Below are 22,970 nucleotides of genomic sequence, written 5' to 3' on the forward strand. Positions count from 1 at the left end.
TACGCTTGTCGCATTAAAGACAGATAGTGAATATCGGACAATAACCGTTACTGACCGGACAGAATGATCGCGCAAATTACCTACACCGCCCCGCTGGATGCCAGCAGCCTGCACTACTTCTTTCGTTATGAGCATGCCAACGCCAATACCGAATATTTGCCGCATACGCACGTCTGGGGACAGGTTATTTTTGTCCAGAGCAACGTGCTACAAATGCAGGTGGCGGGACAGCGCCTGCTGACGCCCACCGCGATCCCGATCTGGATCCCGCCAGGGGTCGAACACACCAGCTTTAATCCGAAACAGGCTTTTTTCTACACCTTTAACGTGGCGGCGGAATTCTGCGCGGGCCTGCCCACCAGCGCCTGCCTGCTGAACGTCAATCCGATCGTCAAGGCGATCATGGAGGACTTCGCGCAGCGCGCCGTCTCGGTGCCTGCCAGTGAGGAAGATCGACGACTGTGCGGGGTGCTGTTGGATCAACTCAAGCTGGCGGAAGAGCAGGAGAGTTATCTGCCGACCTCCGACGATAAAATCCTGTCGCCGGTATTGCTGGCGTTAGAACAGGATCCGGCGGATAACACCACGCTGGCGCAGTGGGCGACGCGCGTGTTCACCACCGAGCGCACGCTGTCGCGGCGCTGCCAGGCACAGCTGGGGATGTCGTTTAGCGAATGGCGGCAACGTCTGCGCTTTCTGCATGCCATCTCGCTGTTGGAACAGGGAAAGACCGTGCAGGAGACGGCACTGGATCTGGGGTACAACTCCGCCTCGGCATTGATTGTCATGTTTCAGCAGCAGTCTGGCACCACGCCGGAGCGCTATCGCCACGCTTTACGGCCTTGTAAACGGACAACATCCTAATCACCGCACCTGAGGGTTATCCGGCCCGCGGGTTTATGGCAGAATATTGCCCCACCCGACCCAAGCAGGAACACGACAGTGAAAATCCTCGTTGATGAAAATATGCCTTACGCCCGCGAGCTGTTCAGCCGCACCGGAACCGTGGTTGCCGTGCCGGGCCGTCCTGTGCCGCAGGCCGAGCTGGACGATGCGGATGGTTTGATGGTGCGTTCCGTCACCAAAGTGAACGCGGAACTGCTGAGCGGCAAACCGGTGAAATTTGTCGGTACCGCCACCGCCGGTACGGATCATATTGATGAGGCGTTTCTGCAGGAGCAGGGCATTGCCTTCTCTGCGGCGCCTGGCTGCAATGCGATTGCCGTGGTGGAATACGTGTTCTCTTCTCTGCTGTTGTTGGCTGAGCGTGACGGCTTCCTGTTGAAGGACCGCACGGTCGGTATCGTCGGCGTGGGTAACGTGGGTGGCCGTTTGCAGGCTCGCCTTGAAGCGCTGGGGATCAAAACCCTGCTGTGCGATCCGCCGCGTGCCGATCGCGGTGATGACGGCGAGTTTCTGCCGCTCTCCACGCTGGTGGCCGACGCCGATATCCTGACTTTCCATACGCCGCTGTATAAGCAGGGTGACTATAAAACGCTGCACCTTGCTGACGAAGCGCTGCTGAAGGCGCTGAAGCCGGGCACCATCCTGATCAACGCCTGTCGTGGCCCGGTTGTTGATAACGCCGCGCTGCTGAAGGTACTGGAACAGCGTGACGATCTGAGCGTGATCCTTGACGTCTGGGAGCCGGAACCCGAGCTGTCTCTGCCGCTGCTGGCTAAAGTGGACATCGCCACCGCGCACATTGCTGGCTATACGCTGGAAGGCAAGGCGCGCGGCACCACGCAGGTATTTGAAGCCTGGACGGCGTTCCTGGGTGAGCCCCAACAGGTGGCGCTGGACACGCTGTTGCCGGCCCCTGAGTTTGGTCAGATCACCCTGCATGGCGAGCTGGATCAGCCAACGCTAAAAAGACTGGTGCATCTGGTGTATGATGTGCGCCGCGATGATGCGCCGCTGCGAGCCGTGGCCGCAATCCCAGGCGAATTTGATCGCCTGCGTAAGAATTATCTGGAACGTCGCGAATGGTCGTCACTGCAGGTGCAGTGCGACGTGGAGCCGGTCGCGGCGTTGCTGAAAAAACTCGGATTCAACGCCGTTTTTCAGCCGGCAACCTAAGGTTAGGATAAGCCTTAGTTCATAGTCTTATTCTTCGGGCGGTGTGAACACCGCCTTCTCTTTTTGTTTCATTTCTGGAGTTAACCAACATGTCTGACGGCTGGAACATTGCGCTATTGGGCGCTACAGGCGCAGTAGGGCGAGCTTTACTGGAACTGCTGGCGGAACGCCAGTTCCCGGTTGGTGAACTGCATTTGCTGGCCAGCGAACGCAGCGCGGGCGAAACCCTGCGTTTTGATGGCAAATCCGTGCTGGTGACGGATGCGAAAGATTTTGACTGGTCGCAGGTACAGCTGGCGTTCTTTGTCGCCGGACGCGAAGCTTCCGCAACCTATGCGGAAGAAGCGGCCAACTCGGGTTGCCTGGTGATTGACAGCAGCGACCTGTTCGCGCTGGAGCCGGATGTGCCGCTGGTGGTGCCCGATGTCAATCCGCAGGTACTCGGCGATTACCGCAATCGCAATATCATCAGCGTTGCTGACAGCGTGACCAGCCAACTGCTGTGCGCCATCAAACCGCTGGTCGATCAGGCGGGTTTAAGCCGCATTCAGGTCACCAGCCTGATTGCCGCCTCGGCGCACGGCAAAGCCGCGGTCGATTCCCTGGCCAGTGAAAGTGCCCGTCTGCTGAACGGCCTGCCGGTCGAAGCCGGTTTCTTCGATCGTCAGCTGGCCTTTAACATGTTGCCGTTACTGCCAGATGCGGAAGGTAGCGTGGTGCAGGAGCGTCGCCTGGTGGATCAGGTGCGCAAAGTGCTGCAGGACGAAGGATTGCCGGTCTCGGTTTCTACCGTACAGGCGCCGGTGTTCTACGGTAACGCGCAGATTATCCATCTGGAAAACCTGCGTCCGATGTCCGCCGAAGAGGCGCGCGAAGTGCTGCTTCAGGCGGAAGATATCGCGCTGTCTGACGAAACGGATTACCCGACTCAGGTTGGCGATGCCTCCGGCAACGATCACCTGAGCATCGGCTGCGTGCGTAACGATTACGGCGTGCCGGAAATGCTGCAGTTCTGGTCAGTGTCTGACAACGTCCGTTTCGGCGGCGCGTTGATGGCGGTGAAAACGGCCGAGAAACTGGTTCAGGAGTATATGTACTGATGTCAGAAGCAGCCTTGCCGGAGCAAACGCATAAGCTGGCGCTCGGCATTGAATATGACGGCAGCCACTATTATGGCTGGCAGCGGCAGCAGGAAGTCCGCAGCGTGCAGGAAAAGCTGGAAAAGGCGCTGTCGAAAGTGGCAGACCATCCGGTCAGCGTGTTTTGTGCCGGCCGCACCGATGCGGGCGTGCACGGCACCGGTCAGGTGGTGCATTTTGAAACCACCTCGCTGCGTAAAGATGCCGCCTGGACGCTGGGGGTGAATGCAAATTTGCCCGATGATATCGCGGTGCGCTGGGTAAAACCGGTCAGCGACGATTTTCATGCCCGCTTCAGCGCCACTGCACGCCGGTACCGTTACGTCATCTATAACCGCCGTTTACGTCCGGCCATTCTGCATGGCGGCGTGACGCACTTTTACCATCCTCTGGATGTGGAAAAGATGCAGCGGGCCGGGCAGAGCCTGTTAGGCGAAAATGATTTCACCTCATTCCGCGCCGTGCAGTGTCAGTCCCGCACGCCGTGGCGCAGAGTGTTCCACCTGAACGTCAGCCGCTTTGGCGCTTACGTGATTGTGGACATTAAAGCCAACGCCTTTGTCCACCATATGGTGCGCAATATTGTCGGAAGCCTGATGGAAGTAGGCTGTGGTAATCAGCAGGAACGCTGGATAGCAGAGCTGTTGGCAGCGAAAGATCGCACGCTGGCGGCGGCGACTGCCCGGGCCGAAGGACTGTACCTGGTGTCAGTCGATTATCCTGACCATTTTGAATTACCACGTCCGCCGATGGGACCATTGTTCCTCGAGGATTAATTTTAAGCCTTACGAATTAAGGAAAGGTGTATGGAACTGATTCGTTTTGTAGTCGACTTTATCCTGCATATTGATGTCCATCTGGCGGAGCTGGTGGCGCAGTACGGCATGTGGGTGTATGCCATTCTGTTCCTGATCCTGTTCTGTGAAACCGGACTGGTGGTGACCCCATTCCTGCCTGGGGATTCGCTGTTGTTTGTTGCCGGTGCGCTGGCGGCGTTACCGACCAACGATCTGAATATCCATGTCATGGTGGCGCTGATGGCCGTGGCGGCTATCGTCGGCGATGCGGTGAACTACACCATTGGCCGGTTGTTTGGCGATAAATTGTTCAGTAACCCGAACTCGAAAATCTTCCGTCGCAGCCACCTCGATAAAACCCATCAATTTTACGAGCGTCACGGCGGGAAAACGATTATTCTTGCGCGCTTCGTGCCGATCGTCCGGACATTTGCGCCGTTTGTCGCCGGTATGGGAAAAATGTCCTATCGCCACTTTGCCCTGTATAACATCTCGGGTGGGTTGCTTTGGGTGCTGCTATTCTCCTACGCGGGTTACCTGTTTGGTGATTTGCCGGTTGTGCAGGAGAATCTGAAGCTGCTGATCGTGGCAATAATCGTCCTGTCGATTCTGCCGGGTGTGATTGAAGTCTGGCGTCACCGTCGGGCCGCAAAGCAGCAAAAATCGCAGTAATACATCGCTAAACTGCCGCCCGGATACCAGATTTTTATCCACAGCATCGGGCGGTTATGGTTTAATGAGCGACATTATGGTCTGCGCTGCCTGCGGCGTGGAAAAAAGAAAACTGGTTTCACCAGGTTCAAACAGAAAGGTCATCAATGAGCTGGATTGAACGAATTCTCAATAAAAGCACCACCACTCCATCGCGTAAAGCCAGTATTCCTGAAGGGGTCTGGACCAAATGCGACAGCTGCGGCCAGGTCCTGTACCGCGCCGAGCTGGAACGTAATCTGGAAGTTTGCCCGAAATGCGATCACCACATGCGTATGCATGGTCGCGACCGCCTGCACAGCGTGCTGGACGAAGGCTCAATGACAGAGCTGGGCAGCGAACTCGAGCCGAAAGATCTGCTCAAGTTCAAAGACTCCAAGAAATATAAAGATCGTCTGGTTGCGGCTCAGAAAGAGACCAACGAAAAAGACGCGCTGATCGTGATGAAAGGGACGTTGCACGGCATGCCGGTCGTGGCTGCTGCGTTTGAGTTCTCCTTTATGGGCGGCTCAATGGGTTCTGTTGTTGGCGCGCGTTTCGTTCGTGCGGTGGAACAGGCGCTGGAAGACAACTGCCCGATGATCTGCTTCTCCGCTTCCGGCGGTGCCCGTATGCAGGAAGCGCTGATGTCGCTGATGCAGATGGCAAAAACCAGCGCCGCGCTGGCGAAGATGCAGGAACGCGGTCTGCCGTATATTTCGGTACTGACTGACCCAACCATGGGTGGCGTGTCTGCCAGCTTCGCGATGCTGGGCGATTTGAACATTGCTGAACCTAAAGCGCTGATCGGCTTTGCCGGTCCACGCGTTATCGAACAGACCGTGCGTGAGAAACTGCCACCAGGCTTCCAGCGCAGTGAGTTCCTGATCGAGAAGGGCGCTATCGATATGATCGTGCGCCGTCCGGTGATGCGCTTCAAGCTGGCCAGCATTCTGGCGAAGATGATGAATATCCCTGCGCCAGTGGAAGATACGCATAAAGAAGCGGTCCAGGACGAAGACGCGTCGCAGGGCCATGAGGCCTGATCAACGATTGAAAGGGGCGGACAGCCCCTTTTACCAATGAACCGTAACGCTGTGAACGGGACAAATGGATAATCTTCCTCAAGCCACGTCACCTTTGGTCACGTGGCTTCATTATCTTGAGAATCTCCATACTCAAGCTATCGAACTCGGGCTGACACGCGTCCATCGCGTGGCTACGTCGCTCGACCTGTTAACACCTGCTCCCGTGGTTTTCACCGTCGCCGGGACCAACGGCAAAGGCACCACCTGTCGAACCCTTGAAACGCTGCTGATGGCCGCAGGCTATCGCGTCGGCGTGTTCAGCTCCCCGCATCTGCTGCGCTATACCGAACGGGTGCGCATTCAGGGCGAAGAGCTGCCCGAAGCCGATCACACCGCGTCGTTTGCGGATATCGACGCCGGACGGGGCGACACTTCACTGACCTACTTTGAATTCGGGACGCTCTCCGCTTTGTGGCTGTTTAAACGCGCTAAGCTGGATGTGGTGATCCTCGAAGTTGGGTTGGGCGGTCGACTGGATGCCACCAATATCGTCGATGCCGACGTCGCGGTGGTGACCAGTATCGCGCTGGATCACACCGACTGGCTGGGTCCGGATCGTGAAAGCATCGGTCGCGAGAAAGCCGGCGTGTTCCGTGGCGGTAAACCGGCGGTAGTTGGTGAACCTGATATGCCGTACACCATCGCCGAAGTGGCCGATAATCTCGGCGCGCAGCTGCTGAAGCGCGGCCGTGACTGGTCTTACACCGCGGAAGAGGGCAGCTGGTCATTTAGCGATGCGCAGGGCACGCTAAGCGCACTGCCTCTGCCGCAGGTGCCGATGCCTAATGCTGCCACCGCGCTGGCTGCGTTGCGCTGTTCCTCGCTGCAGGTGGATGATGCAATCATCTACCAATGGCTGGACAAGGCGATTCTGCCAGGCCGTTTTCAGACGGTCGCCGAGTCACCGAGGGTGATTCTGGACGTGGCGCACAATCCGCATGCGGCCAGCTATCTGGCGGGTCGACTCAGTGAACTGCCAAAAAGCGGCAAGGTTCACGCGGTGGTGGGTATGCTGCATGACAAAGACATTGCCGGTACGCTGGCCTGTCTGCAACCTGAAGTGGATTACTGGTATTGCGCGCCGCTGGACGGCCCGCGCGGTGCCAGCGCTGAACAGCTGAAGGCCCATTTGCCGACAGCGCAGACCTTTACCAGCGTGGCCGATGCTTATCGCCAGGCGCTGCAACAGGCTGAAGCGCAGGATATTGTGCTGGTGTGCGGATCGTTCCACACCGTGGCACAGGTTATGGAAACGAGGGAAACGGAGAACGGCAGTGGCCAGTAAGTTTCAGAACCGTTTAGTCGGGACCGTCATAATAGTTGCACTGGGTGTCATCATTCTGCCAGGCCTGCTCGACGGCAAGAAGAAGCACTATAAAGAAGAGTTTGCCGCGATCCCGCTGGTGCCTAAACCGGGCGACCAGCAGGAGAACGATCTGGTTCCTCCGGTAACGCAGTCTTTACCTTCGCAGCCGCCGGAAGGTGCAGCCACGGCGGTGGAAGGCAAAACGCCGGGCAATACCTCGCAGGCTGAAAGTGGCTCAACCGCGCCAAAATCCGTCAATAAGCCCAGCGTGATTTCCCCGCCGCCGATGGTCGAGTCTAAGCCGGTACAGCAGCCGAAGCCGGTGGAAAAACCGAAGCCGAAGCCGGTTGAAAAACCGGTTGAGAAACCGAAAGCACAGCCGAAGGCCGAACCGAAGCCAGAGCCGAAGCCAGAACCTGCACCTCAGGCCGCCGAGCCGGAGAGCGCACCAACCGGTCAGGCTTACGTCGTTCAGCTCGGCGCACTGAAGAATGCCAGCAAGGTGAACCAGGTTGTCGCCCAGCTGCGTCTTTCCGGTTATCGCGCCTTTACCGTGCCTTCCACGCCGGTTCAGGGCGAAATCACCCGTATTTATGTCGGGCCGGACGCGTCGAAAGCGAAAATGCAGGCATCAATCTCAGAGCTGAAAGGCATATCAGGATTGGGCGGCGTGGTGAAACCATATAGCGCTCGCTAACGTTAGCCTGTCGCTATTACTGTAAGAGTCTGCGCCTTGCCAACGGCCGTTTTCGGCCAGGCGCTTCACTCGGGTAAAACCGCCTTTTGGGCGGCTTACCCGATGCAAATCAAAAGATTGCAGTACCGGGCTGTCCGACAAGGTCGGATAGCCGCCAGCGCGCATGATTGCTGGTTTTTTTAGCAAATTGTTTTAATTAAACTGGCAAAGGAAAACCCTACGCAAACGTTTTCTTTTTCTGTTAGAATTCGCCCCGAACTGGATGCAGGGGCACAGTCGCTGGAAGAGTTCATGGTCTGGATAGATTACGTCATTATTGCGGTTATTAGTTTTTCGGCTCTTGTCAGCCTGATCCGTGGGTTCGTTCGGGAAGCATTATCACTCGTCACCTGGGGTTGCGCATTTTTTGTCGCCAGTCATTACTACTCCTTCCTCGCGGTCTGGTTCACCGGTTTTGAAGACGAACTGGTTCGAAATGGGATCGCCATTGCGGTGTTGTTCGTTGCCACGCTGTTAGTTGGGGCTATCGTCAACTTCGTTATTGGGTCGCTGGTTGAAAAAACCGGCCTGTCGGGTACCGACAGAGTGTTGGGAGTCTGTTTCGGGGCATTACGTGGCGTGCTGATAGTCTCAGCCATTCTGTTTTTCCTCGATACATTCACCGGATTTTCCAAAAGTCCGGACTGGCAACAGTCTCAGCTGGTTCCCCAGTTCAGTTACATCATCAGGTGGTTTTTTGACTACCTGAAAAGCACGTCGAGTTTTTTGCCCCGGTAATAGAACCTGGGTTGCGGCTTATGAGGAAATAACCACATGTGCGGTATTGTCGGGATCGCCGGATTTATGCCGGTCAACCAGTCGATTTATGACGCGTTAACGGTGCTCCAGCACCGTGGGCAGGATGCCGCAGGCATCGTAACCATTGATGCATTGAATTGCTTCCGCCTGCGTAAAGCAAACGGCCTGGTTAGCGATGTATTTGAAGCCCGCCATATGCAGCGTATGCAAGGCAATATGGGCATCGGTCACGTCCGTTACCCAACTGCGGGAAGCTCCAGTGCTTCCGAAGCGCAGCCTTTCTATGTGAACTCGCCTTACGGCATTACGCTTGCGCACAACGGTAACCTGACCAACGCGCACGAACTGCGTAAGCAGCTGTTCGAAAGCGGTCGTCGTCACGTTAACACCACATCAGATTCTGAAATCCTGCTCAATATCTTTGCTCAGGAGCTGGATCGTTTTCAGCACTTCCCGCTGGAAGCAGACAATATTTTTGCCGCTGTGGCAGCGGTTCATCAGCACGTTCGTGGCGCGTATGCCTGCGTGTCGATGATCATCGGCCATGGCATGGTCGCGTTCCGCGATCCTAACGGCATCCGTCCGTTGGTGATTGGCAAGCGTGGCATGAAAGACGGTCGCCATGAGTATATGGTTGCCTCTGAAAGCGTGGCGCTGGATACGCTCGGCTTCGAATTCCTGCGTGATGTTGCGCCGGGCGAAGCGGTTTACGTCACCGAGAAAGGTCAGCTGTTCACGCGTCAGTGTGCAGAGAATCCGAAATGCAATCCGTGCCTGTTTGAGTACGTCTATTTTGCCCGCCCGGACTCGTTCCTGGACAAAATTTCCGTCTACAGCGCCCGCGTTCGCATGGGCACCAAGCTGGGTGAGAAAATCGCCCGTGAGTGGGAAGACCTGGACATTGACGTGGTCATTCCAATCCCGGAAACCTCCTGCGATATCGCGCTGGAGATGGCCCGCATTCTGGACAAGCCATACCGTCAGGGGTTTGTGAAAAACCGCTACGTCGGCCGTACTTTTATCATGCCGGGTCAGCACCAGCGCCGCAGCGCGGTTCGCCGCAAGCTGAACGCGAACCGTGCTGAGTTCCGTGGTAAAAACGTGCTGCTGGTCGATGACTCCATTGTTCGCGGCACCACCTGTGAGCAGATCATCGAGATGGCCCGTGAAGCGGGTGCGAAGAAAGTCTATCTGGCTTCCGCAGCACCGGAAATCCGTTTCCCGAACGTGTACGGCATTGATATGCCGAGCGCAACGGAGCTGATTGCCCATGGCCGTGAAGTGGAAGAGATCCGCCAGCTGATTGGGGCTGATGGCCTGATCTTCCAGGACCTGGACGATCTGATCGAAGCGGTCAAAGAAGAAAACCCGGATATCGCGCAGTTCGAGTGCTCGGTGTTCAACGGGATCTACGTGACCAAAGATGTCGATCAGCAATATCTGGAGTACCTCCAGTCGCTGCGTAACGATGATGCCAAAGCGATGGCGCGCGTTAACGAAGTGGAAAACCTGGAAATGCACAACGAAGGTTAATCCCTGAGTGGTGTGGCAGGTCAGATGGGCCGGAAGAGATTCCGGCCCATTTCTATTTTAGCGTCGCAGATGGCATACTTCAGTCTTTAGCTACCCCCGCAGGATATTTATGAAACGACTTATTATTGGCATCTCAGGTGCCAGCGGCGTCATTTATGGCGTCCGTGCGCTGCAGATTTTGCAGCAGGTCAGCGGGGTGGAAACCCATCTGGTGATGAGCGCGGCTGCACGCCAGACGCTGGCACTGGAAAGTGATTATTCGGTACGTGACGTGCAGGCGATGGCCGATGTGGTCCATGACGTGCGCGACATTGCCGCCAGCATCTCCTCCGGTTCCTATAAAACCGACGGCATGGCCATTCTGCCATGCTCAATGAAAACCCTCTCGGGCATTGTGCACAGCTACTCCGACGGCCTGTTGACCCGCGCCGCCGATGTGGTGTTAAAAGAGCGCCGCCGGCTGGTGCTGTGCGTGCGTGAAACCCCACTGCATGTCGGCCATTTGCGGATGATGACCACCGCTGCCGAACTTGGCGCGATCATTATGCCGCCGGTCCCCGCCTTCTATCATCGTCCTGAAAGCATCATGGATATCGTCGATCAGACCGTCAATCGCGTGCTCGACCAGTTCGAGATCACGCTCGATAAAGATCTGTTTACGCGCTGGCAGGGTGCATAAAGCCGCCTGCTATGCACCATCATGGTGCTTTAATTGGTGCTGAATCGCATTTCGTGCATTGAGTGCACCAAAATGCAACATTGTTACCACCTCGAATGTACAAACCTGTTATATATTTCCCCACAATCAAGGCGTTTACGCCGCCAACAGGCGAAACGCGCTGATTGCGCAGCAATGGGGCAGGGCAGCACAAAACTGGCATGAAATCTGCAAAAGACAACTGTTCCAACTGCGCTAACAACATCACGACTGACATAATAAAAAATCATCTTCGAGGGTAATCTATGAAAAAGCAGGTCCTGGCTCTTTCTCTGCTGCTGGCTCTCTCCAGCGCAAGCAGCGCGTTTGCTGCTGCGCCGAAAACGCTGCGCATCGGCACCGATCCGACCTATGCTCCGTTTGAGTCTAAAAACGCTCAGGGGCAACTGGTTGGCTTCGATATCGATCTGGCGAATGAGATCTGTAAGCGTATGGAGACCAAATGTACCTACGTGGAAAGTGATTTCGATGCTTTGATCCCCTCTCTGAAAGCGAAAAAAATTGATGCCATCATCTCCTCGCTCTCAATTACCGAAAAGCGTCAGATGGAAATCGCTTTCTCGGAAAAACTGTACGCAGCTAACGCCCGTCTGATCGCGCCGAAAGGCTCGAAAATCATGCCGACGCTGGATTCGCTGAAAGGCAAAACCATCGGTCTGCTGCAGGGCACCACGCAGGAAACGTACGCCAACGAAAACTGGCGTCCAAAAGGCATCACCGTTACCCCTTACGCGAACCAGGACCTGGTGTATCAGGATCTGACCGCGGGACGTATCGATGCCGCCTTCCAGGATGAAGTTGCCGCCAGCGAAGGCTTCCTGAAGCAGCCTGCCGGTAAGGGCTTTGCCTTTGCAGGTCCGGCAGTAAAAGACGAGAAAATCTTCGGTGTGGGTACCGGGATGGGCATGCGTAAAGATGATGCCGACCTGAAAGCCGCGATCGATAAAGCGTTCGATTCCATGCGTAAAGATGGAACCTACGATAAGTTAGCGAAAAAATATTTCGACTTTGACGTGTACGGCGGTTAAGTAAAACCTGTCATGGGGGCCGACAGTCGGTAGACTGCGGCCCCTGTTTTGTACGCCACAGGCGGATGAAACGCGAAGTTAATCCAAAGACAGGACATCCTTATGCTGTATGGCTATTCTGAAGTGATTTTTAAAGGTGCGCTGGTCACGCTTGAGCTGGCTCTCAGCTCGGTGCTGCTCTCGGTTATCCTTGGGTTGATTGGCGCAGGGGCCAAGCTCTCCAGCAATCGGGCGTTACGCCTGATTTTCGAAGGTTACACCACGTTGATCCGTGGCGTGCCCGATCTGGTTCTGATGCTGCTGATCTTCTACGGTCTGCAAATTGCGTTGAACCAACTTACTGATGCACTGGGCGTCGATCAGTTTGATATTGATCCGATGGTTGCCGGTATCATCACCCTTGGCTTTATCTACGGCGCGTACTTCACTGAAACTTTCCGCGGCGCCTATATGGCGGTGCCGAGAGGCCAGATTGAGGCCGCGACGGCATTCGGTTTTACCTCTTCCCAGACTTTCCGTCGGATCCTGTTCCCAGGCATGATGCGCTATGCGCTGCCGGGCATCGGCAATAACTGGCAGGTGATCCTCAAGGCAACGGCATTGGTGTCATTGCTGGGGCTGGAAGACGTGGTCAAAGCGACCCAGCTGGCGGGGAAAAGTACCTGGCAGCCGTTCTATTTTGCGGTGGTGGCCGGGGTGATCTATCTGGTGTTTACCACGCTGTCAAACGGCGTGCTGTTGTGGCTTGAACGCCGTTATTCGGTGGGTGTAAGAAGGGCTGACCTATGATCGACATTATTCATGACTACTGGCAAGCCCTGCTGTGGACTGACGGATACCGTTTTTCAGGCGTGGCGATTACGCTGTGGCTGCTGATTATTTCCGTGGTGCTGGGCGGCTGCCTGGCGGTATTGCTGTCCATTGCGCGCGTCTCCTCGATTACCGCCGTGCGTTTCCCGGTGTGGCTGTTCACCTATATTTTCCGTGGCACGCCGTTATACGTGCAGCTGCTGATCTTCTACTCGGGCATGTACACGCTGGAGATTGTGAAGGGCAACGATTTGCTCAACGCCTTCTTCCGCAGCGGCCTTAACTGTACGCTGCTGGCGTTAACGCTGAATACCTGTGCCTACACCACCGAAATCTTTGCCGGGGCAATCCGTTCGGTGCCGCACGGTGAAATTGAAGCGGCGCGGGCCTATGGTTTCTCCACCTTCAAACTGTATCGCTGCATCATCATGCCTTCCGCACTGCGCACCGCGCTGCCTGCTTACAGCAATGAAGTGATCCTGATGCTGCACTCGACGGCACTGGCGTTTACCGCCACGGTGCCCGATCTGCTGAAGGTCGCCCGCGACATTAACTCCGCAACCTATCAGCCGTTTGTGGCCTTTGGCATTGCGGCGGTGCTGTATCTTATGATCTCGTATGTGTTGATTAGTCTGTTCCGCAAGGCGGAAAAACGCTGGCTGAAGCACGTTAAACCTTCATCAACTCATTGAGCAGAATTATGGCCGACAATAAATTAAGCGTAACTGAACTGCATAAACGTTATGGCGAGCATGAAGTGCTGAAGGGCGTATCGCTGCAGGCCAATGCCGGCGATGTGATCAGCATTATCGGCTCGTCCGGTTCAGGCAAAAGTACCTTCCTGCGCTGCATTAACTTCCTTGAGAAGCCAAGCGAAGGCACCATCGCGGTGAACAACCAGATGATTAACCTGGTGCGTGATACCGATGGCCAGCTGAAGGTCTCCAACAAAGAACAGCTGCGTGAACTGCGCACCAGCCTGACCATGGTATTCCAGCACTTCAATCTGTGGAGCCATATGACGGTGCTGCAGAACGTGATGGAAGCGCCAATCCAGGTGCTGGGCCTGAGCAAAGCGGAAGCGCAGTCACGGGCGATCAAGTACCTCGATAAAGTGGGGATTGATGAGCGTGCGCGCGGCAAATATCCGGTGAATCTGTCAGGGGGTCAGCAGCAGCGTGTGTCTATTGCCCGCGCATTGGCGATGGAGCCCGAAGTGCTGCTGTTTGATGAGCCCACCTCTGCGCTGGATCCTGAGCTGGTCGGTGAAGTGCTGAAGATTATGCAGAAGCTGGCAGAAGAGGGGAAAACCATGGTGGTGGTGACGCATGAAATGGAGTTTGCCCGCCACGTTTCCAGCCATGTGATCTTCCTGCATCAGGGGAAAATTGAGGAAGAAGGGCCGCCGCAGGAGCTGTTCAATAATCCGAAAAGCACCCGTCTGCAGCAATTCCTTTCCGGTGCGCTGAAGTAACCGGTTCGCGCTGACATCAACCCCGGTTTCCGGGGTTGATGCTTGCGCTTACACCACGTCTGCCAGCGCCTCGTCCAGCTGATACCAGCGGAAGGCAAACCCCGACTCTTCCAGCCGCTTAGGCAACACGTGTTGCCCGCCCAGCACCAGAATCGCCGATTCGCCCATCATCAGCTTAATGGCGGTCGCCGGCGTGCGCATAAAGGCCGGGCGGTGCATGGCGTGTCCCAGCGTGGCAGCGAACTGTTCATTGCGCACCGCATACGGCGCCACCATGTTGAACGGACCGCTTAAGCCAGGGCTGTCCAGCAGCCACAGGATGGCATTCAGCATGTCATCCAGATGGATCCACGGCATATACTGCTTGCCACTGCCTATCGGGCCGCCGATGCCCATTCTGAAGGGCAATTTCATTTTGCTTAACGCGCCACCTTCTTTCGCCAGCACCACGCCGGTACGCATCAGGCAAACCCGGGTATGTTCGCTGGCCGCCGCCAGCGCCAGCTGTTCCCAGTGCGCGCAAAGCTGATGGGTAAACTCATCGTGACCGGGATCGTCTTCGGTCAGCACCAGGTCACCGGTATCGCCATAAAAGCCGGTGGCGGAGCCGGAAATCAGTACCGAAGGCGGGTTACTGCTGGCATGGATTAGGCTCACCAGCCGTTCGGTGATTTGCCAGCGGCTTTCGCACAGGTGGCGCTTCTGCTGCTCGGTCCAGCGCTTATCGGCAATCGGTTCACCGGCCAGATTGATTACCGCATCAACGTCATTCAGATCCAGTTGTTGATCGAGGCCGGACCAGAGGTGCACTTCCGGGCCCAGCTTCGCCCGTGCTGCGGCGACGTCGCGTGTCACCACGCTGACGGTTTCACCCCGATGCAGCAGGCGGGGAATAAGGTGGCTGCCAATCAGGCCGGTGCCGCCTGTCAGTAAAATATGCATGCTGTCTGTCCTTAATCAGAGAAATAAAAAATCCAACAGCCTGCTTTCAGCTTAGGTGAAGTTTGGGGGATTGCCTTTATGTGAAAAAATGGGTAAACAGGTTGCAGACGCCGCCTTGTAAGGATATCAGGATGAATTACCCAAACGTAACGCTGTGGTCCGATGCCTGTTTTTTTAGCCCCTATGTGATGTCGGTCTTTGTTGCGCTGAGCGAGAAGGGCGTGCCGTTCTCGATGCAGCATGTTGATCTCGCCAGCCAGCAGCATCTTGAAAATGCGTTTGGCGAGATCTCGCTGACGCGTCGCGTACCGGCCTTACAGATTGATGATTTCCTGCTTTCCGAATCTTCTGCGATTGCCGAATATCTGGAAGAGCGTTTTCCTGCCCCGGAATATGAACGCCTGTATCCTAAAGATCGTGAAAAACGGGCCAGAGCGCGTGAAATTCAGGCCTGGCTGCGCAGCGATTTTCTGCCGATCCGCCAGCAGCGCCCCACGGAAGTGCTGTTTGCCGATGAAAAATTTCCGGCCTTAACCGTAGATGCGCAGGCGTCTGCGCAAAAGCTGTTTGACGCGGTGGAGCGTCGGCTCTCGCCGGGCCAGCAAAACCTGTTTGGCGAATGGTCAATTGCTGATACCGACCTGGCGGTGATGATCAATCGGCTGGCTCTGCACGGCGATCCGGTGCCCGATCGCGTGGCTGACTATGCCCATTTCCAGTGGCAACGTGCATCCGTGCAACTTTGGCTCTCAGAATCCTCCAAGACCGCCTGTTAATCACACTCGCGGGTTATAATTTTTTTACGGTCCGTGGCACACTGTGCGGGCAAGAGTAAACGTGCGCTGATGCGCCAGAACAAATAAGGGTTACGGATGGTGGAGCAAGAGAGCGGCACGGAGTGGGTAGACATCGTTAATGAAGAAAACGAGGTCGTCGCACAGTCCAGCCGTGCGCATATGCGGGCACAATGTTTGCGCCATCGCGCGACCTACATCGTGGTACACGATGGGATGGGCAAAATTCTGGTACAGCGCCGTACAGAAACCAAAGACTTTATGCCGGGTATGCTGGATGCGACCGCCGGTGGCGTGGTGCAAAGTGGCGAAGATATGCTGGAATCAGCGCGCCGTGAGGCGGAAGAGGAGCTGGGTATTGCGGCGGTTCCTTTTGCTGAACACGGCCTGTTCTACTTTGAAGATCAGCACTGCCGCGTCTGGGGCGGATTGTTTAGCTGCGTCTCACACGGTCCGTTTGCCATGCAGGAAGAAGAAGTGGATGAGGTCACCTGGATGACGCCGGAAGAGATCACCGCCCGTTGCGATGAATTCACCGATGATTCACTGAAAGCCCTGTCACTGTGGCTCAGCCGTAATAACGAGTCCGGCCGTTCCAGCTCTGGCAGTTCACGCCAGGAGTAACCTCCGGCGGCTCGCCTTAGTGCAAAAAAAACGCCTGATGAATTTCGTCAGGCGTTTTGCTTTTCTGGCATCGAGTCTAATGAGCCGGTGCCGACTGACGCATTTTCTCGCCGCGCCTTCTCAGCAGTTCCATAACGATCAGCAGGATCAAGGACGCGCCAATCATCAACGTCGCCGCCGCGGCGATGGTCGGGTCAAGATTTTCCCTGATGCCGGCAAACATCTGAATGGGCAAGGTTCGCTGACGCGGGCTGGCGAGGAACAGCGTCACCACCACTTCATCGAAAGAGGCGGCGAAGGCGAACAGCGCACCGGAGAATACGCCGGGCGCAATCAGCGGCAGCGTCACTTTGCGGAAGGTATACAGCGGCGAAGCCCCCAGACTGGCGGCCGCGCGCGACAGATTGCTGTCATAGCTCTTAAGTACCGCCACCACGGTGATCACCACAAACGGCACGCCAAGCAGGGCATGAGCAAGAACCAGCCCGAGGTAGCTGTTCAGCAGCGAGAGTTTCGCAAAGAAGAAGAACATCCCCACGGCGATGATCACCACCGGCGCCACCATCGGCGAAATCAGAATGGCCATCACGATCCCTTTGCCACGGAATTCCCCCCGCACCAGCCCCATCGCCGCCAGCACGCCCAGCACCGTTGCCACTAAGGTGGCCATCGGCGCAATCATCAGGCTGTTGCCGAGCGCATTCAGCCACTCACCTGAATGGAAGAAGGTCTGATACCAGCGCAGCGAGAAGCCGCTGAGGGGATAGCTTAAAAACGAACTTGAGTTAAACGACAGCGGCACAATCACCAGGACCGGCACGATCAGAAACAGCAGTACCGCCGCGCCATAAAAGGTGAAGAAGGCGTTCCACAGGCGAAGCAGTTGGCTTCCATTTTGTCTCATCATCGTCTCCTTAATGGGCTGCCGATTCGGCAGAGGTGCGGGTCACGCGGACATAAACCACATACAGCAACATCACGATAATCAGCAGCTGGCTGCCCAATGCTGCGGCCATGCCCCAGTTCATGGTGCTGTTAGTAAAGAACGCCACAAAGTAGCTGACCATCTGGTCATCCGGTCCGCCCAGCAGGGCGGGCGTTACGTAGTAGCCAATCGCCATCATGAAGACCAGCAGCGCACCCGCGGCAATCCCGGCGTAGGTTTGCGGCACGTAGACGCGCCAGAAAGCGAGGAACGGATGCGCGCCAAGGGAAATAGCCGCGCGCACATAGGTGGGGGAAATGCCTTTCATCACTGCATATAACGGCAGCACGATAAACGGCAGCAGAATGTGGGTCATCGAGATAAAGACGCCAATGCGGTTAAACACCAGCGTTAACGGGTGGTCGATTAAGCCCACTGCCATCAATGCGCGGTTAATTAACCCACCTGACTGCAACAGCACAATCCAGCTGGCGGTGCGGACGATCAGCGAGGTCCAGAACGGCAGCAGGACCAGGATCATCAGCAGATTCGCGCGATTAGAGGGCTGCTTTGCCAGCCAGTACGCCAGCGGATAGCCAATGCCCACGCAGAGTAAGGTCACCACCAACGCCATCCACAGCGTGCGCAGCAGCACGTTAACATACAGCGCCTGCTCAGCCGGGATCTTCACTACCTCACCGGTTTTGACATCCACCTTACGATCGAAGACCGACAGCAGATAGTAGCTGGTCAGCGGTTTGGCGGCGCGTTGCAGCGTCTGCCAGGTAGACAGTTCGCCCCACAACGGCTGACGGGCGATCATCGCTTCTTTTACCTGGCTTCCCGAGTCGGGCACCAGACGCGGCGCGGTCACAATCAGCCGGCGGAAGCTGGGATCCTCATAGCTCATCCGTTTGGCGATGGCCGCAATCTGGCCTTGCTCGCGGGCGCTCTTCAGCTCTTTGCCCAGCGTGGCATACAGGGATTCATCGGGCAGGGCGTTGCCTGACCACTGCGCCAGCGCGGCGGTGGTTTCCGGCAGCGTGTCGTGGAACTCCGGGTTCTCAACACTTTTACTCAGAATGGAAACGATCGGAAAAAGAAAACAGACCACCACGAAGATCAGCAAAGGCGCTATCAGCATCAGTGAGCGGCGGGTTTTCGCCCGGTCCACGCGGCGCAGACGCTGACTGAGGGACAGCTCGCCGTTCAGTGCAGGGGGCATGTTGGACTCCAGAACCGGATTTTGACTCATTGCTGACTCCTTAATTCAGGTGCGGCCGGGCGCGATGCTGGCCCGGCCGGCTTAACTTATCTGGCTGCCCAGGCGTTGAAGCGCTGTTCGAGATCTTCGCCGTGCTCAAGCCAGAAATCACTGCTCACCTGTAACGACTTCGCCAGGTTTTCCGGCGCGGTTGGCAGGGTGCTCAGGCGTTTAGGAGCCAGCATCTTGCCGGCGCTAAGGTTGGTCGGGCCGTAAGGAATGTTTTCAGCAAACACCTTCTGGTTTTCAGGCTGGTTAGCGAAGGCAATAAACTGTTCGGCCAGGGCCTTGTGCTTCGAGCCTTTGACGATCGCCCAGTTATCCAGGTCGTATAGCGCGTTGTCCCAGACGATGTTGAAGTTATGTCCTTCAGCCTGCGCGGCACCAATGCGGCCGTTGTAGGCCGAGCTCATCACCACATCGCCGGAAACCAGCCACTGCAGCGGCTGAGCGCCGGATTCCCACCACTGAATATTCGGTTTGATCTGGTCGAGCTTTTTAAAGGCGCGATCGACCCCGGCAGGGGTGGCTAACACCTTATACACGTCTTCACGCTTCACGCCGTCGGCCATCAGCGCGATTTCCAGCGTGTATTTGGCGCTTTTGCGCAGCGCACGTTTACCCGGGAAGTCTTTGGTGTCCCAGAAGTCCGCCCAGCTGGTTGGCCCTTTCTTTAACTTGGTGGCATCGTAAGTCAGCACGGTAGACCAGACAAAAATACCGGCGCCACATTCGGTGACCGCTGCCGGGATAAAGTCAGATTTTTTACCCAGTTTGTTCCAGTCCAGCGTTTCAAACAGACCTTCTTCACAACCGCGCTGCAGTTCCGGGGTTTCCAGTTCCACCACGTCCCAGCCAATCTGGCCGGTTTCGACCATCGCGCGGATGCGCGCCATCTCGCCGTTATACTCGCCGGCTTCAATGGTGCCTTTACCTGCGGCGGTAAAGGGTTTGTAGAAAGCCTTCTCCTGCGCATCCTTGTTGGTGCCGCCAAAAGAAACGACGGTCAGGGTTTCTGCCTGCGCCTGTACGGCAAAAGCAGCCAGAATCATTAATGCCAACGTCTTAACCATGCCAAAACTCCCCTCGTTATTGTTATCAGCAGCCAGCGCTGCCGGTGCGTTATTGCAGTATTTGTGCCAGCGGAGCTACGCGCGCAACAGCGTGTCGAGCAGCGTCAGCGCCTGTTTAAACTGGGCGTCCGGAATAGTCAGTGGATAAAGGAAGCGGATGACGTTGCCATGCACGCCACAGGTCAGCAGGATCAGGCCGTGTTCCAGCGCTTTTTGCTGAATGTTTTTGGCGATTTCCGCAGAAGGTTTGCCGGTTGCCGGATCGTTGAATTCGGCGGCCACCATCGAGCCTCGGGCACGCACTTCAACCAGCGCCGGATTGCCGCAGCCGTTGAGCGTTTCAACCAGTTCTGCACCCAGACGCAGCGCGCGTTCGCACAGCGCTTCTTCGTCAATCACCTCCAGTACCGCCAGCGAAGAGGCGATGGCCAGCGGGTTGCCGGCATAGGTGCCACCCAGTCCGCCAGGCAGTGGGGCATCCATCACTTCGGCGCGTCCGGAGACGGCAGAGATCGGCAGACCACCGCCCAGGCTCTTCGCCATGGTGATCAGGTCAGGTTTGGCATCCGGGTAGTATTCGCAGGCAAACAGCTTGCCGGTGCGGGCAAAGCCGGTCTGAATTTCGTCGGCGATCAGCAGAATGCCGTGTTGATCGCAGAGCGCGCGCAGTTTGCTGACAAACTCGGCTGGCGCGATATTGAAGCCGCCTTCGCCCTGGATCGGTTCGAAGATAATGGCGGCGACCTGCTGTGGGCTGATGTCGCAGCGGAACAGGGATTCCAGGCTCTCCATCGCATCGTCGATGCTGTGCCCATGCAGCGCGTTCGGGTAACGGGCATGGAACACCGACCCCGGGAACGGTCCAAAGCCGGTTTTGTAGGGGACCACTTTGCCGGTCAGGCCCATGGTCATCATGGTGCGGCCATGGAAAGCGCCGGTGAAGGCGATAACGCCCGGACGACCGGTGGCCGCGCGGGCAATCTTCACCGCGTTTTCAACCGCTTCCGCGCCGCTGGAGAAAAAAGTGGTTTTTGCCGGGCCGGCAATCGGCACCCGCTGATTCAGGCGCTCGGCCAGCAGCAAATAATTCTCGTAGGGAATGACCTGAAAAGCGGTATGCGTGAAGCAGTCCAGCTGGTTGCGAACCGCTTCAACCACTTTTGGATGACGGTGTCCGGTATTCAGAACGGCGATCCCGGCGGTAAAATCGGTATACTCTCGTCCCTGATGATCCCACAGCGTGGCGTTTTCTGCGCGAACGGCGTAGAAATCACACATCACGCCAACGCCGCGCGGCGTGGCAGCTAAACGACGCTGTTGCACTTCACTGTTCATGGTTGTACCTCATCAGATGTCTTCGCGTGGAACGGTCCACGTGGTATTGGGTTGACTCGTTTTTACCGTTTTGTGGGTTTTATAATCCAGAGCCAGTTTTTTTTATTGCGAGGTACCAATTTTGCGAACGTTACTTGGCGACCTGCTCGCACACCGCTTAAGCCAGGCTCCCGCAGGCGCGCTGGGCAAGCGTTTGTACGATGTTTTGCAGTCGGCGATCCAGCAAGGGGCCATTGCCACCGGCAGCCGTTTACCGGCCACCCGCGATCTGGCAAAAGATCTCTCCGTTTCGCGAAATACGGTGCTTTCGGCCTACGAACAGCTGCAGTCCGAGGGCTATCTGCAAACCAAAACCGGCAGTGGGACCTTCGTCTGCGAGCGGCTGCCGGAGATGGCGCCGGAGGCCACCGCGTCACCCGTCCCGGCGGGCAAACCGTTTAACTACATCCGCCTGTCCAGCCGGGGCACGCGCGTGTTGGCGCGCAGCGGTGCCGGCGCCTTCCAGTGGGGCGCGTTTATGCCTGGCGTGCCCGACGTCAGCCATATGCCGCACGATATCTGGCGCAAAATCCAGTTACGGCTGAGCCGTCGGATGCCGGTGGAGGCGTTGAGCTACTCCAGCCATGGCGGCTGCGTGCAGCTGCAGCAGGCATTGGCCGAGTACCTGCGGGTTATTCGCTCGCTGAACTGTTCGGCGGATCAGATTCTGGTCACGGCCGGCACGCATCAGTCGCTGGATTTGCTGGCGAAAATGCTGTGCGATCCGGGCGACAGCGCGTGGATTGAAGAGCCGGGTTACTGGGGATTTCGCAATGTGCTGGCGGTGAACGGCGTTGAACTGCTGCCGACGCCGGTGGATGAGCAGGGCATGGTGCTGCCGGATATCGCCGCCTTCAGCCATGTCAGCCGACCGCCAAGGCTGATTTGCGTCACGCCATCGCATCAGTATCCGCTGGGATCGGTGATGAGTTTGCAGCGGCGTCAGCAACTGCTGGACCTGGCGAAAAACGCCGGAAGCTGGGTTGTCGAGGATGATTATGACGGCGAGTTTCGCTTTGGCGACAGCCCGATCCCTTCGCTGCAGGGATTGTCTGCGGATGCGCCGGTTATCTACCTCGGCACCTTCAGCAAAACGCTCTATCCCGGCCTGCGGCTGAGCTACATGGTGGTGCCAAAACCGCTGGCCGCGCGGATGAAAATGGCCCATTCGGAACTGTATCGCGGCGGGAACGGACTAGTGCAGCTGACGCTGGCCGAATTTATTCGCGAAGGACACTACGCCGCGCACGTCCGCAAGATGCGCCAGCTGTACAGCCGCCGCCGTGCCGCGCTGGTGGACGCCATCACCTCAAGCCTTGGACCGGCGTTTTTGGCGCAGCAAAGCAACTCCGGGCTGCACCTGATCCTCTCGCTTCCCGACGGCATCGACGATGTGGCCGTTGCGGCGGAACTGGAACAGCAGGGCGTGCTGACCCGGCCACTTTCAGCGTATTACCTGCAGGGCACCACGCGCCGGGGTTTGATCCTCGGTTATGCCTGCGTCGAGGAGCAGAACATGGTGGCAACCTTCGCGCCGGTGCTGGCGTGTTTGCAACGGCGGCTGAAACCCAGCTGAGGTATTGCCTCAAAACAGGGCGAATGCACGATAATAGTGCGCATAGTCTTGCCTGATTCTACGCGGGTGATGCAGGTAATAAATTTTCAGTGATTAAAAACGATTAAAATTCATTGCGTTGATTGTGTTGAGAATGAATTCAGCGTCGATAGCTTGTCAAATTCTGCTTGTGGGAAGGAAATTTGTTGTGGTAGAGCTAAAAAGGAGCCACCCATTGCGCCTGACGGAATAATCCGCAGAG

The 22,970-nt window shown here is 56.8% G+C and carries 23 protein-coding genes; 18 read left to right on the top strand and 5 right to left on the bottom strand.

Annotated elements, in window-relative coordinates; all coding sequences use genetic code 11:
• Positions 1-63: 63 nt before the first annotated feature.
• The 15 genes from ACXKZG_RS06795 to hisP all read left to right on the top strand — a co-directional run bounded on the left by ACXKZG_RS06795 (position 64) and on the right by hisP (position 14,157).
• Positions 64-864, top strand: a complete 801-nt coding sequence (locus tag ACXKZG_RS06795; protein WP_346594015.1) for an AraC family transcriptional regulator — start codon at positions 64-66, stop codon at positions 862-864.
• 78 nt (positions 865-942) lie between these two features.
• Positions 943-2,079 (top strand): 4-phosphoerythronate dehydrogenase PdxB, encoded by a 1,137-nt coding sequence (gene pdxB / locus ACXKZG_RS06800; RefSeq protein WP_338574224.1) that lies wholly within the window; start codon positions 943-945, stop codon positions 2,077-2,079.
• Between the two features lie 89 nt (positions 2,080-2,168).
• On the top strand, positions 2,169-3,179 hold the full coding sequence (locus ACXKZG_RS06805; protein WP_053144321.1) for an aspartate-semialdehyde dehydrogenase: 1,011 nt from the start codon (positions 2,169-2,171) through the stop codon (positions 3,177-3,179).
• Positions 3,179-3,994, top strand: a complete 816-nt coding sequence (gene truA, locus ACXKZG_RS06810) for a tRNA pseudouridine(38-40) synthase TruA (protein ID WP_488875884.1) — start codon at positions 3,179-3,181, stop codon at positions 3,992-3,994. The genes ACXKZG_RS06805 and truA overlap by 1 nt, the downstream gene beginning before the upstream one ends.
• 30 nt (positions 3,995-4,024) lie before the next feature.
• Positions 4,025-4,687, top strand: a complete 663-nt coding sequence (locus ACXKZG_RS06815) for a DedA family protein (RefSeq protein ID WP_013203126.1) — start codon at positions 4,025-4,027, stop codon at positions 4,685-4,687.
• Between the two features lie 146 nt (positions 4,688-4,833).
• Positions 4,834-5,751, top strand: a complete 918-nt coding sequence (gene accD / locus ACXKZG_RS06820) for an acetyl-CoA carboxylase, carboxyltransferase subunit beta (protein WP_013203125.1) — start codon at positions 4,834-4,836, stop codon at positions 5,749-5,751.
• Between the two features lie 64 nt (positions 5,752-5,815).
• A complete protein-coding gene (gene folC, locus ACXKZG_RS06825; protein ID WP_346594018.1) occupies positions 5,816-7,078 on the top strand; it encodes a bifunctional tetrahydrofolate synthase/dihydrofolate synthase in 1,263 nt (420 codons plus the stop codon).
• On the top strand, positions 7,068-7,796 hold the full coding sequence (gene dedD / locus ACXKZG_RS06830) for a cell division protein DedD (RefSeq protein WP_053144315.1): 729 nt from the start codon (positions 7,068-7,070) through the stop codon (positions 7,794-7,796). Before folC ends, dedD begins: the two co-directional genes overlap by 11 nt.
• A 291-nt stretch (positions 7,797-8,087) precedes the next feature.
• Complete coding sequence (cvpA, locus tag ACXKZG_RS06835; RefSeq protein ID WP_013203122.1) at positions 8,088-8,573, top strand: colicin V production protein; 486 nt, start codon at positions 8,088-8,090, stop codon at positions 8,571-8,573.
• 36 nt (positions 8,574-8,609) lie between these two features.
• Positions 8,610-10,127 (top strand): amidophosphoribosyltransferase, encoded by a 1,518-nt coding sequence (purF, locus tag ACXKZG_RS06840; RefSeq protein ID WP_013203121.1) that lies wholly within the window; start codon positions 8,610-8,612, stop codon positions 10,125-10,127.
• A 109-nt stretch (positions 10,128-10,236) separates the two neighbouring features.
• Positions 10,237-10,806 (top strand): UbiX family flavin prenyltransferase, encoded by a 570-nt coding sequence (locus ACXKZG_RS06845; RefSeq protein WP_013203120.1) that lies wholly within the window; start codon positions 10,237-10,239, stop codon positions 10,804-10,806.
• A gap of 284 nt (positions 10,807-11,090) precedes the next feature.
• Positions 11,091-11,873, top strand: a complete 783-nt coding sequence (gene argT / locus ACXKZG_RS06850; RefSeq protein WP_013203119.1) for a lysine/arginine/ornithine ABC transporter substrate-binding protein ArgT — start codon at positions 11,091-11,093, stop codon at positions 11,871-11,873.
• Between the two features lie 102 nt (positions 11,874-11,975).
• Positions 11,976-12,662, top strand: coding sequence for a histidine ABC transporter permease HisQ (locus tag ACXKZG_RS06855; RefSeq protein WP_013203118.1), 687 nt, complete (start codon positions 11,976-11,978; stop codon positions 12,660-12,662).
• Positions 12,659-13,375, top strand: coding sequence for an ABC transporter permease (locus ACXKZG_RS06860; protein WP_013203117.1), 717 nt, complete (start codon positions 12,659-12,661; stop codon positions 13,373-13,375). The genes ACXKZG_RS06855 and ACXKZG_RS06860 overlap by 4 nt, the downstream gene beginning before the upstream one ends.
• An 8-nt stretch (positions 13,376-13,383) precedes the next feature.
• Positions 13,384-14,157, top strand: coding sequence for a histidine ABC transporter ATP-binding protein HisP (gene hisP / locus ACXKZG_RS06865; RefSeq protein ID WP_013203116.1), 774 nt, complete (start codon positions 13,384-13,386; stop codon positions 14,155-14,157).
• A gap of 48 nt (positions 14,158-14,205) precedes the next feature.
• Here the strand turns inward: hisP and ACXKZG_RS06870 are convergent, their stop codons facing one another.
• Positions 14,206-15,099: a TIGR01777 family oxidoreductase gene (locus ACXKZG_RS06870; RefSeq protein WP_053144308.1), complete on the bottom strand. Its 894-nt coding sequence runs from the start codon at positions 15,097-15,099 to the stop codon at positions 14,206-14,208.
• Between the two features lie 131 nt (positions 15,100-15,230).
• Between ACXKZG_RS06870 and yfcF the strand changes: the two genes are divergently transcribed.
• Positions 15,231-15,875 carry a glutathione transferase gene (gene yfcF, locus ACXKZG_RS06875; protein WP_346566498.1) on the top strand — a complete coding sequence of 215 codons (645 nt, stop codon included), beginning with the start codon at positions 15,231-15,233 and terminating at the stop codon, positions 15,873-15,875.
• A gap of 96 nt (positions 15,876-15,971) precedes the next feature.
• Entirely contained in the window at positions 15,972-16,517 is a 546-nt protein-coding gene (yfcD, locus tag ACXKZG_RS06880; RefSeq protein ID WP_013203113.1) for an NUDIX hydrolase YfcD, read from the top strand.
• Positions 16,518-16,593: 76 nt separating this feature from the next.
• Here the strand turns inward: yfcD and ACXKZG_RS06885 are convergent, their stop codons facing one another.
• From ACXKZG_RS06885 to ACXKZG_RS06900, 4 genes are all read right to left on the bottom strand, one after another.
• Positions 16,594-17,421, bottom strand: coding sequence for an ABC transporter permease (locus ACXKZG_RS06885; RefSeq protein WP_013203112.1), 828 nt, complete (start codon positions 17,419-17,421; stop codon positions 16,594-16,596).
• A 10-nt stretch (positions 17,422-17,431) separates the two neighbouring features.
• Positions 17,432-18,697: an ABC transporter permease gene (locus ACXKZG_RS06890; RefSeq protein ID WP_013203111.1), complete on the bottom strand. Its 1,266-nt coding sequence runs from the start codon at positions 18,695-18,697 to the stop codon at positions 17,432-17,434.
• 56 nt (positions 18,698-18,753) lie between these two features.
• Positions 18,754-19,779 (bottom strand): ABC transporter substrate-binding protein, encoded by a 1,026-nt coding sequence (locus tag ACXKZG_RS06895; RefSeq protein ID WP_488875885.1) that lies wholly within the window; start codon positions 19,777-19,779, stop codon positions 18,754-18,756.
• A gap of 75 nt (positions 19,780-19,854) precedes the next feature.
• A complete protein-coding gene (locus tag ACXKZG_RS06900; protein WP_488875886.1) occupies positions 19,855-21,114 on the bottom strand; it encodes a 4-aminobutyrate--2-oxoglutarate transaminase in 1,260 nt (419 codons plus the stop codon).
• 121 nt (positions 21,115-21,235) lie between these two features.
• Between ACXKZG_RS06900 and pdxR the strand changes: the two genes are divergently transcribed.
• Positions 21,236-22,729 (top strand): MocR-like pyridoxine biosynthesis transcription factor PdxR, encoded by a 1,494-nt coding sequence (pdxR, locus tag ACXKZG_RS06905; RefSeq protein ID WP_488875887.1) that lies wholly within the window; start codon positions 21,236-21,238, stop codon positions 22,727-22,729.
• The last annotated feature ends 241 nt before the right edge of the window (positions 22,730-22,970 follow it).

It is taken from the genome of Erwinia sp. 2186, from assembly GCF_057812255.1.

Excerpts from the sequence above, each read along its gene's own strand:
- ACXKZG_RS06855 (WP_013203118.1), top strand. The coding sequence starts at position 11,976 with ATGCTGTATGGCTATTCTGAAGTGATTTTTAAAGGTGCGCTGGTCACG.
- folC (WP_346594018.1), top strand. The coding sequence starts at position 5,816 with ATGGATAATCTTCCTCAAGCCACGTCACCTTTGGTCACGTGGCTTCAT.
- yfcF (WP_346566498.1), top strand. The coding sequence starts at position 15,231 with ATGAATTACCCAAACGTAACGCTGTGGTCCGATGCCTGTTTTTTTAGC.
- ACXKZG_RS06805 (WP_053144321.1), top strand. The coding sequence starts at position 2,169 with ATGTCTGACGGCTGGAACATTGCGCTATTGGGCGCTACAGGCGCAGTA.
- argT (WP_013203119.1), top strand. The coding sequence starts at position 11,091 with ATGAAAAAGCAGGTCCTGGCTCTTTCTCTGCTGCTGGCTCTCTCCAGC.
- ACXKZG_RS06885 (WP_013203112.1), bottom strand. The coding sequence starts at position 17,421 with ATGAGACAAAATGGAAGCCAACTGCTTCGCCTGTGGAACGCCTTCTTC.
- ACXKZG_RS06890 (WP_013203111.1), bottom strand. The coding sequence starts at position 18,697 with ATGAGTCAAAATCCGGTTCTGGAGTCCAACATGCCCCCTGCACTGAAC.
- accD (WP_013203125.1), top strand. The coding sequence starts at position 4,834 with ATGAGCTGGATTGAACGAATTCTCAATAAAAGCACCACCACTCCATCG.
- yfcD (WP_013203113.1), top strand. The coding sequence starts at position 15,972 with ATGGTGGAGCAAGAGAGCGGCACGGAGTGGGTAGACATCGTTAATGAA.
- ACXKZG_RS06795 (WP_346594015.1), top strand. The coding sequence starts at position 64 with ATGATCGCGCAAATTACCTACACCGCCCCGCTGGATGCCAGCAGCCTG.
- ACXKZG_RS06845 (WP_013203120.1), top strand. The coding sequence starts at position 10,237 with ATGAAACGACTTATTATTGGCATCTCAGGTGCCAGCGGCGTCATTTAT.
- ACXKZG_RS06860 (WP_013203117.1), top strand. The coding sequence starts at position 12,659 with ATGATCGACATTATTCATGACTACTGGCAAGCCCTGCTGTGGACTGAC.
- ACXKZG_RS06900 (WP_488875886.1), bottom strand. The coding sequence starts at position 21,114 with ATGAACAGTGAAGTGCAACAGCGTCGTTTAGCTGCCACGCCGCGCGGC.
- ACXKZG_RS06895 (WP_488875885.1), bottom strand. The coding sequence starts at position 19,779 with ATGGTTAAGACGTTGGCATTAATGATTCTGGCTGCTTTTGCCGTACAG.
- ACXKZG_RS06815 (WP_013203126.1), top strand. The coding sequence starts at position 4,025 with ATGGAACTGATTCGTTTTGTAGTCGACTTTATCCTGCATATTGATGTC.
- hisP (WP_013203116.1), top strand. The coding sequence starts at position 13,384 with ATGGCCGACAATAAATTAAGCGTAACTGAACTGCATAAACGTTATGGC.
- cvpA (WP_013203122.1), top strand. The coding sequence starts at position 8,088 with ATGGTCTGGATAGATTACGTCATTATTGCGGTTATTAGTTTTTCGGCT.
- truA (WP_488875884.1), top strand. The coding sequence starts at position 3,179 with ATGTCAGAAGCAGCCTTGCCGGAGCAAACGCATAAGCTGGCGCTCGGC.
- ACXKZG_RS06870 (WP_053144308.1), bottom strand. The coding sequence starts at position 15,099 with ATGCATATTTTACTGACAGGCGGCACCGGCCTGATTGGCAGCCACCTT.
- purF (WP_013203121.1), top strand. The coding sequence starts at position 8,610 with ATGTGCGGTATTGTCGGGATCGCCGGATTTATGCCGGTCAACCAGTCG.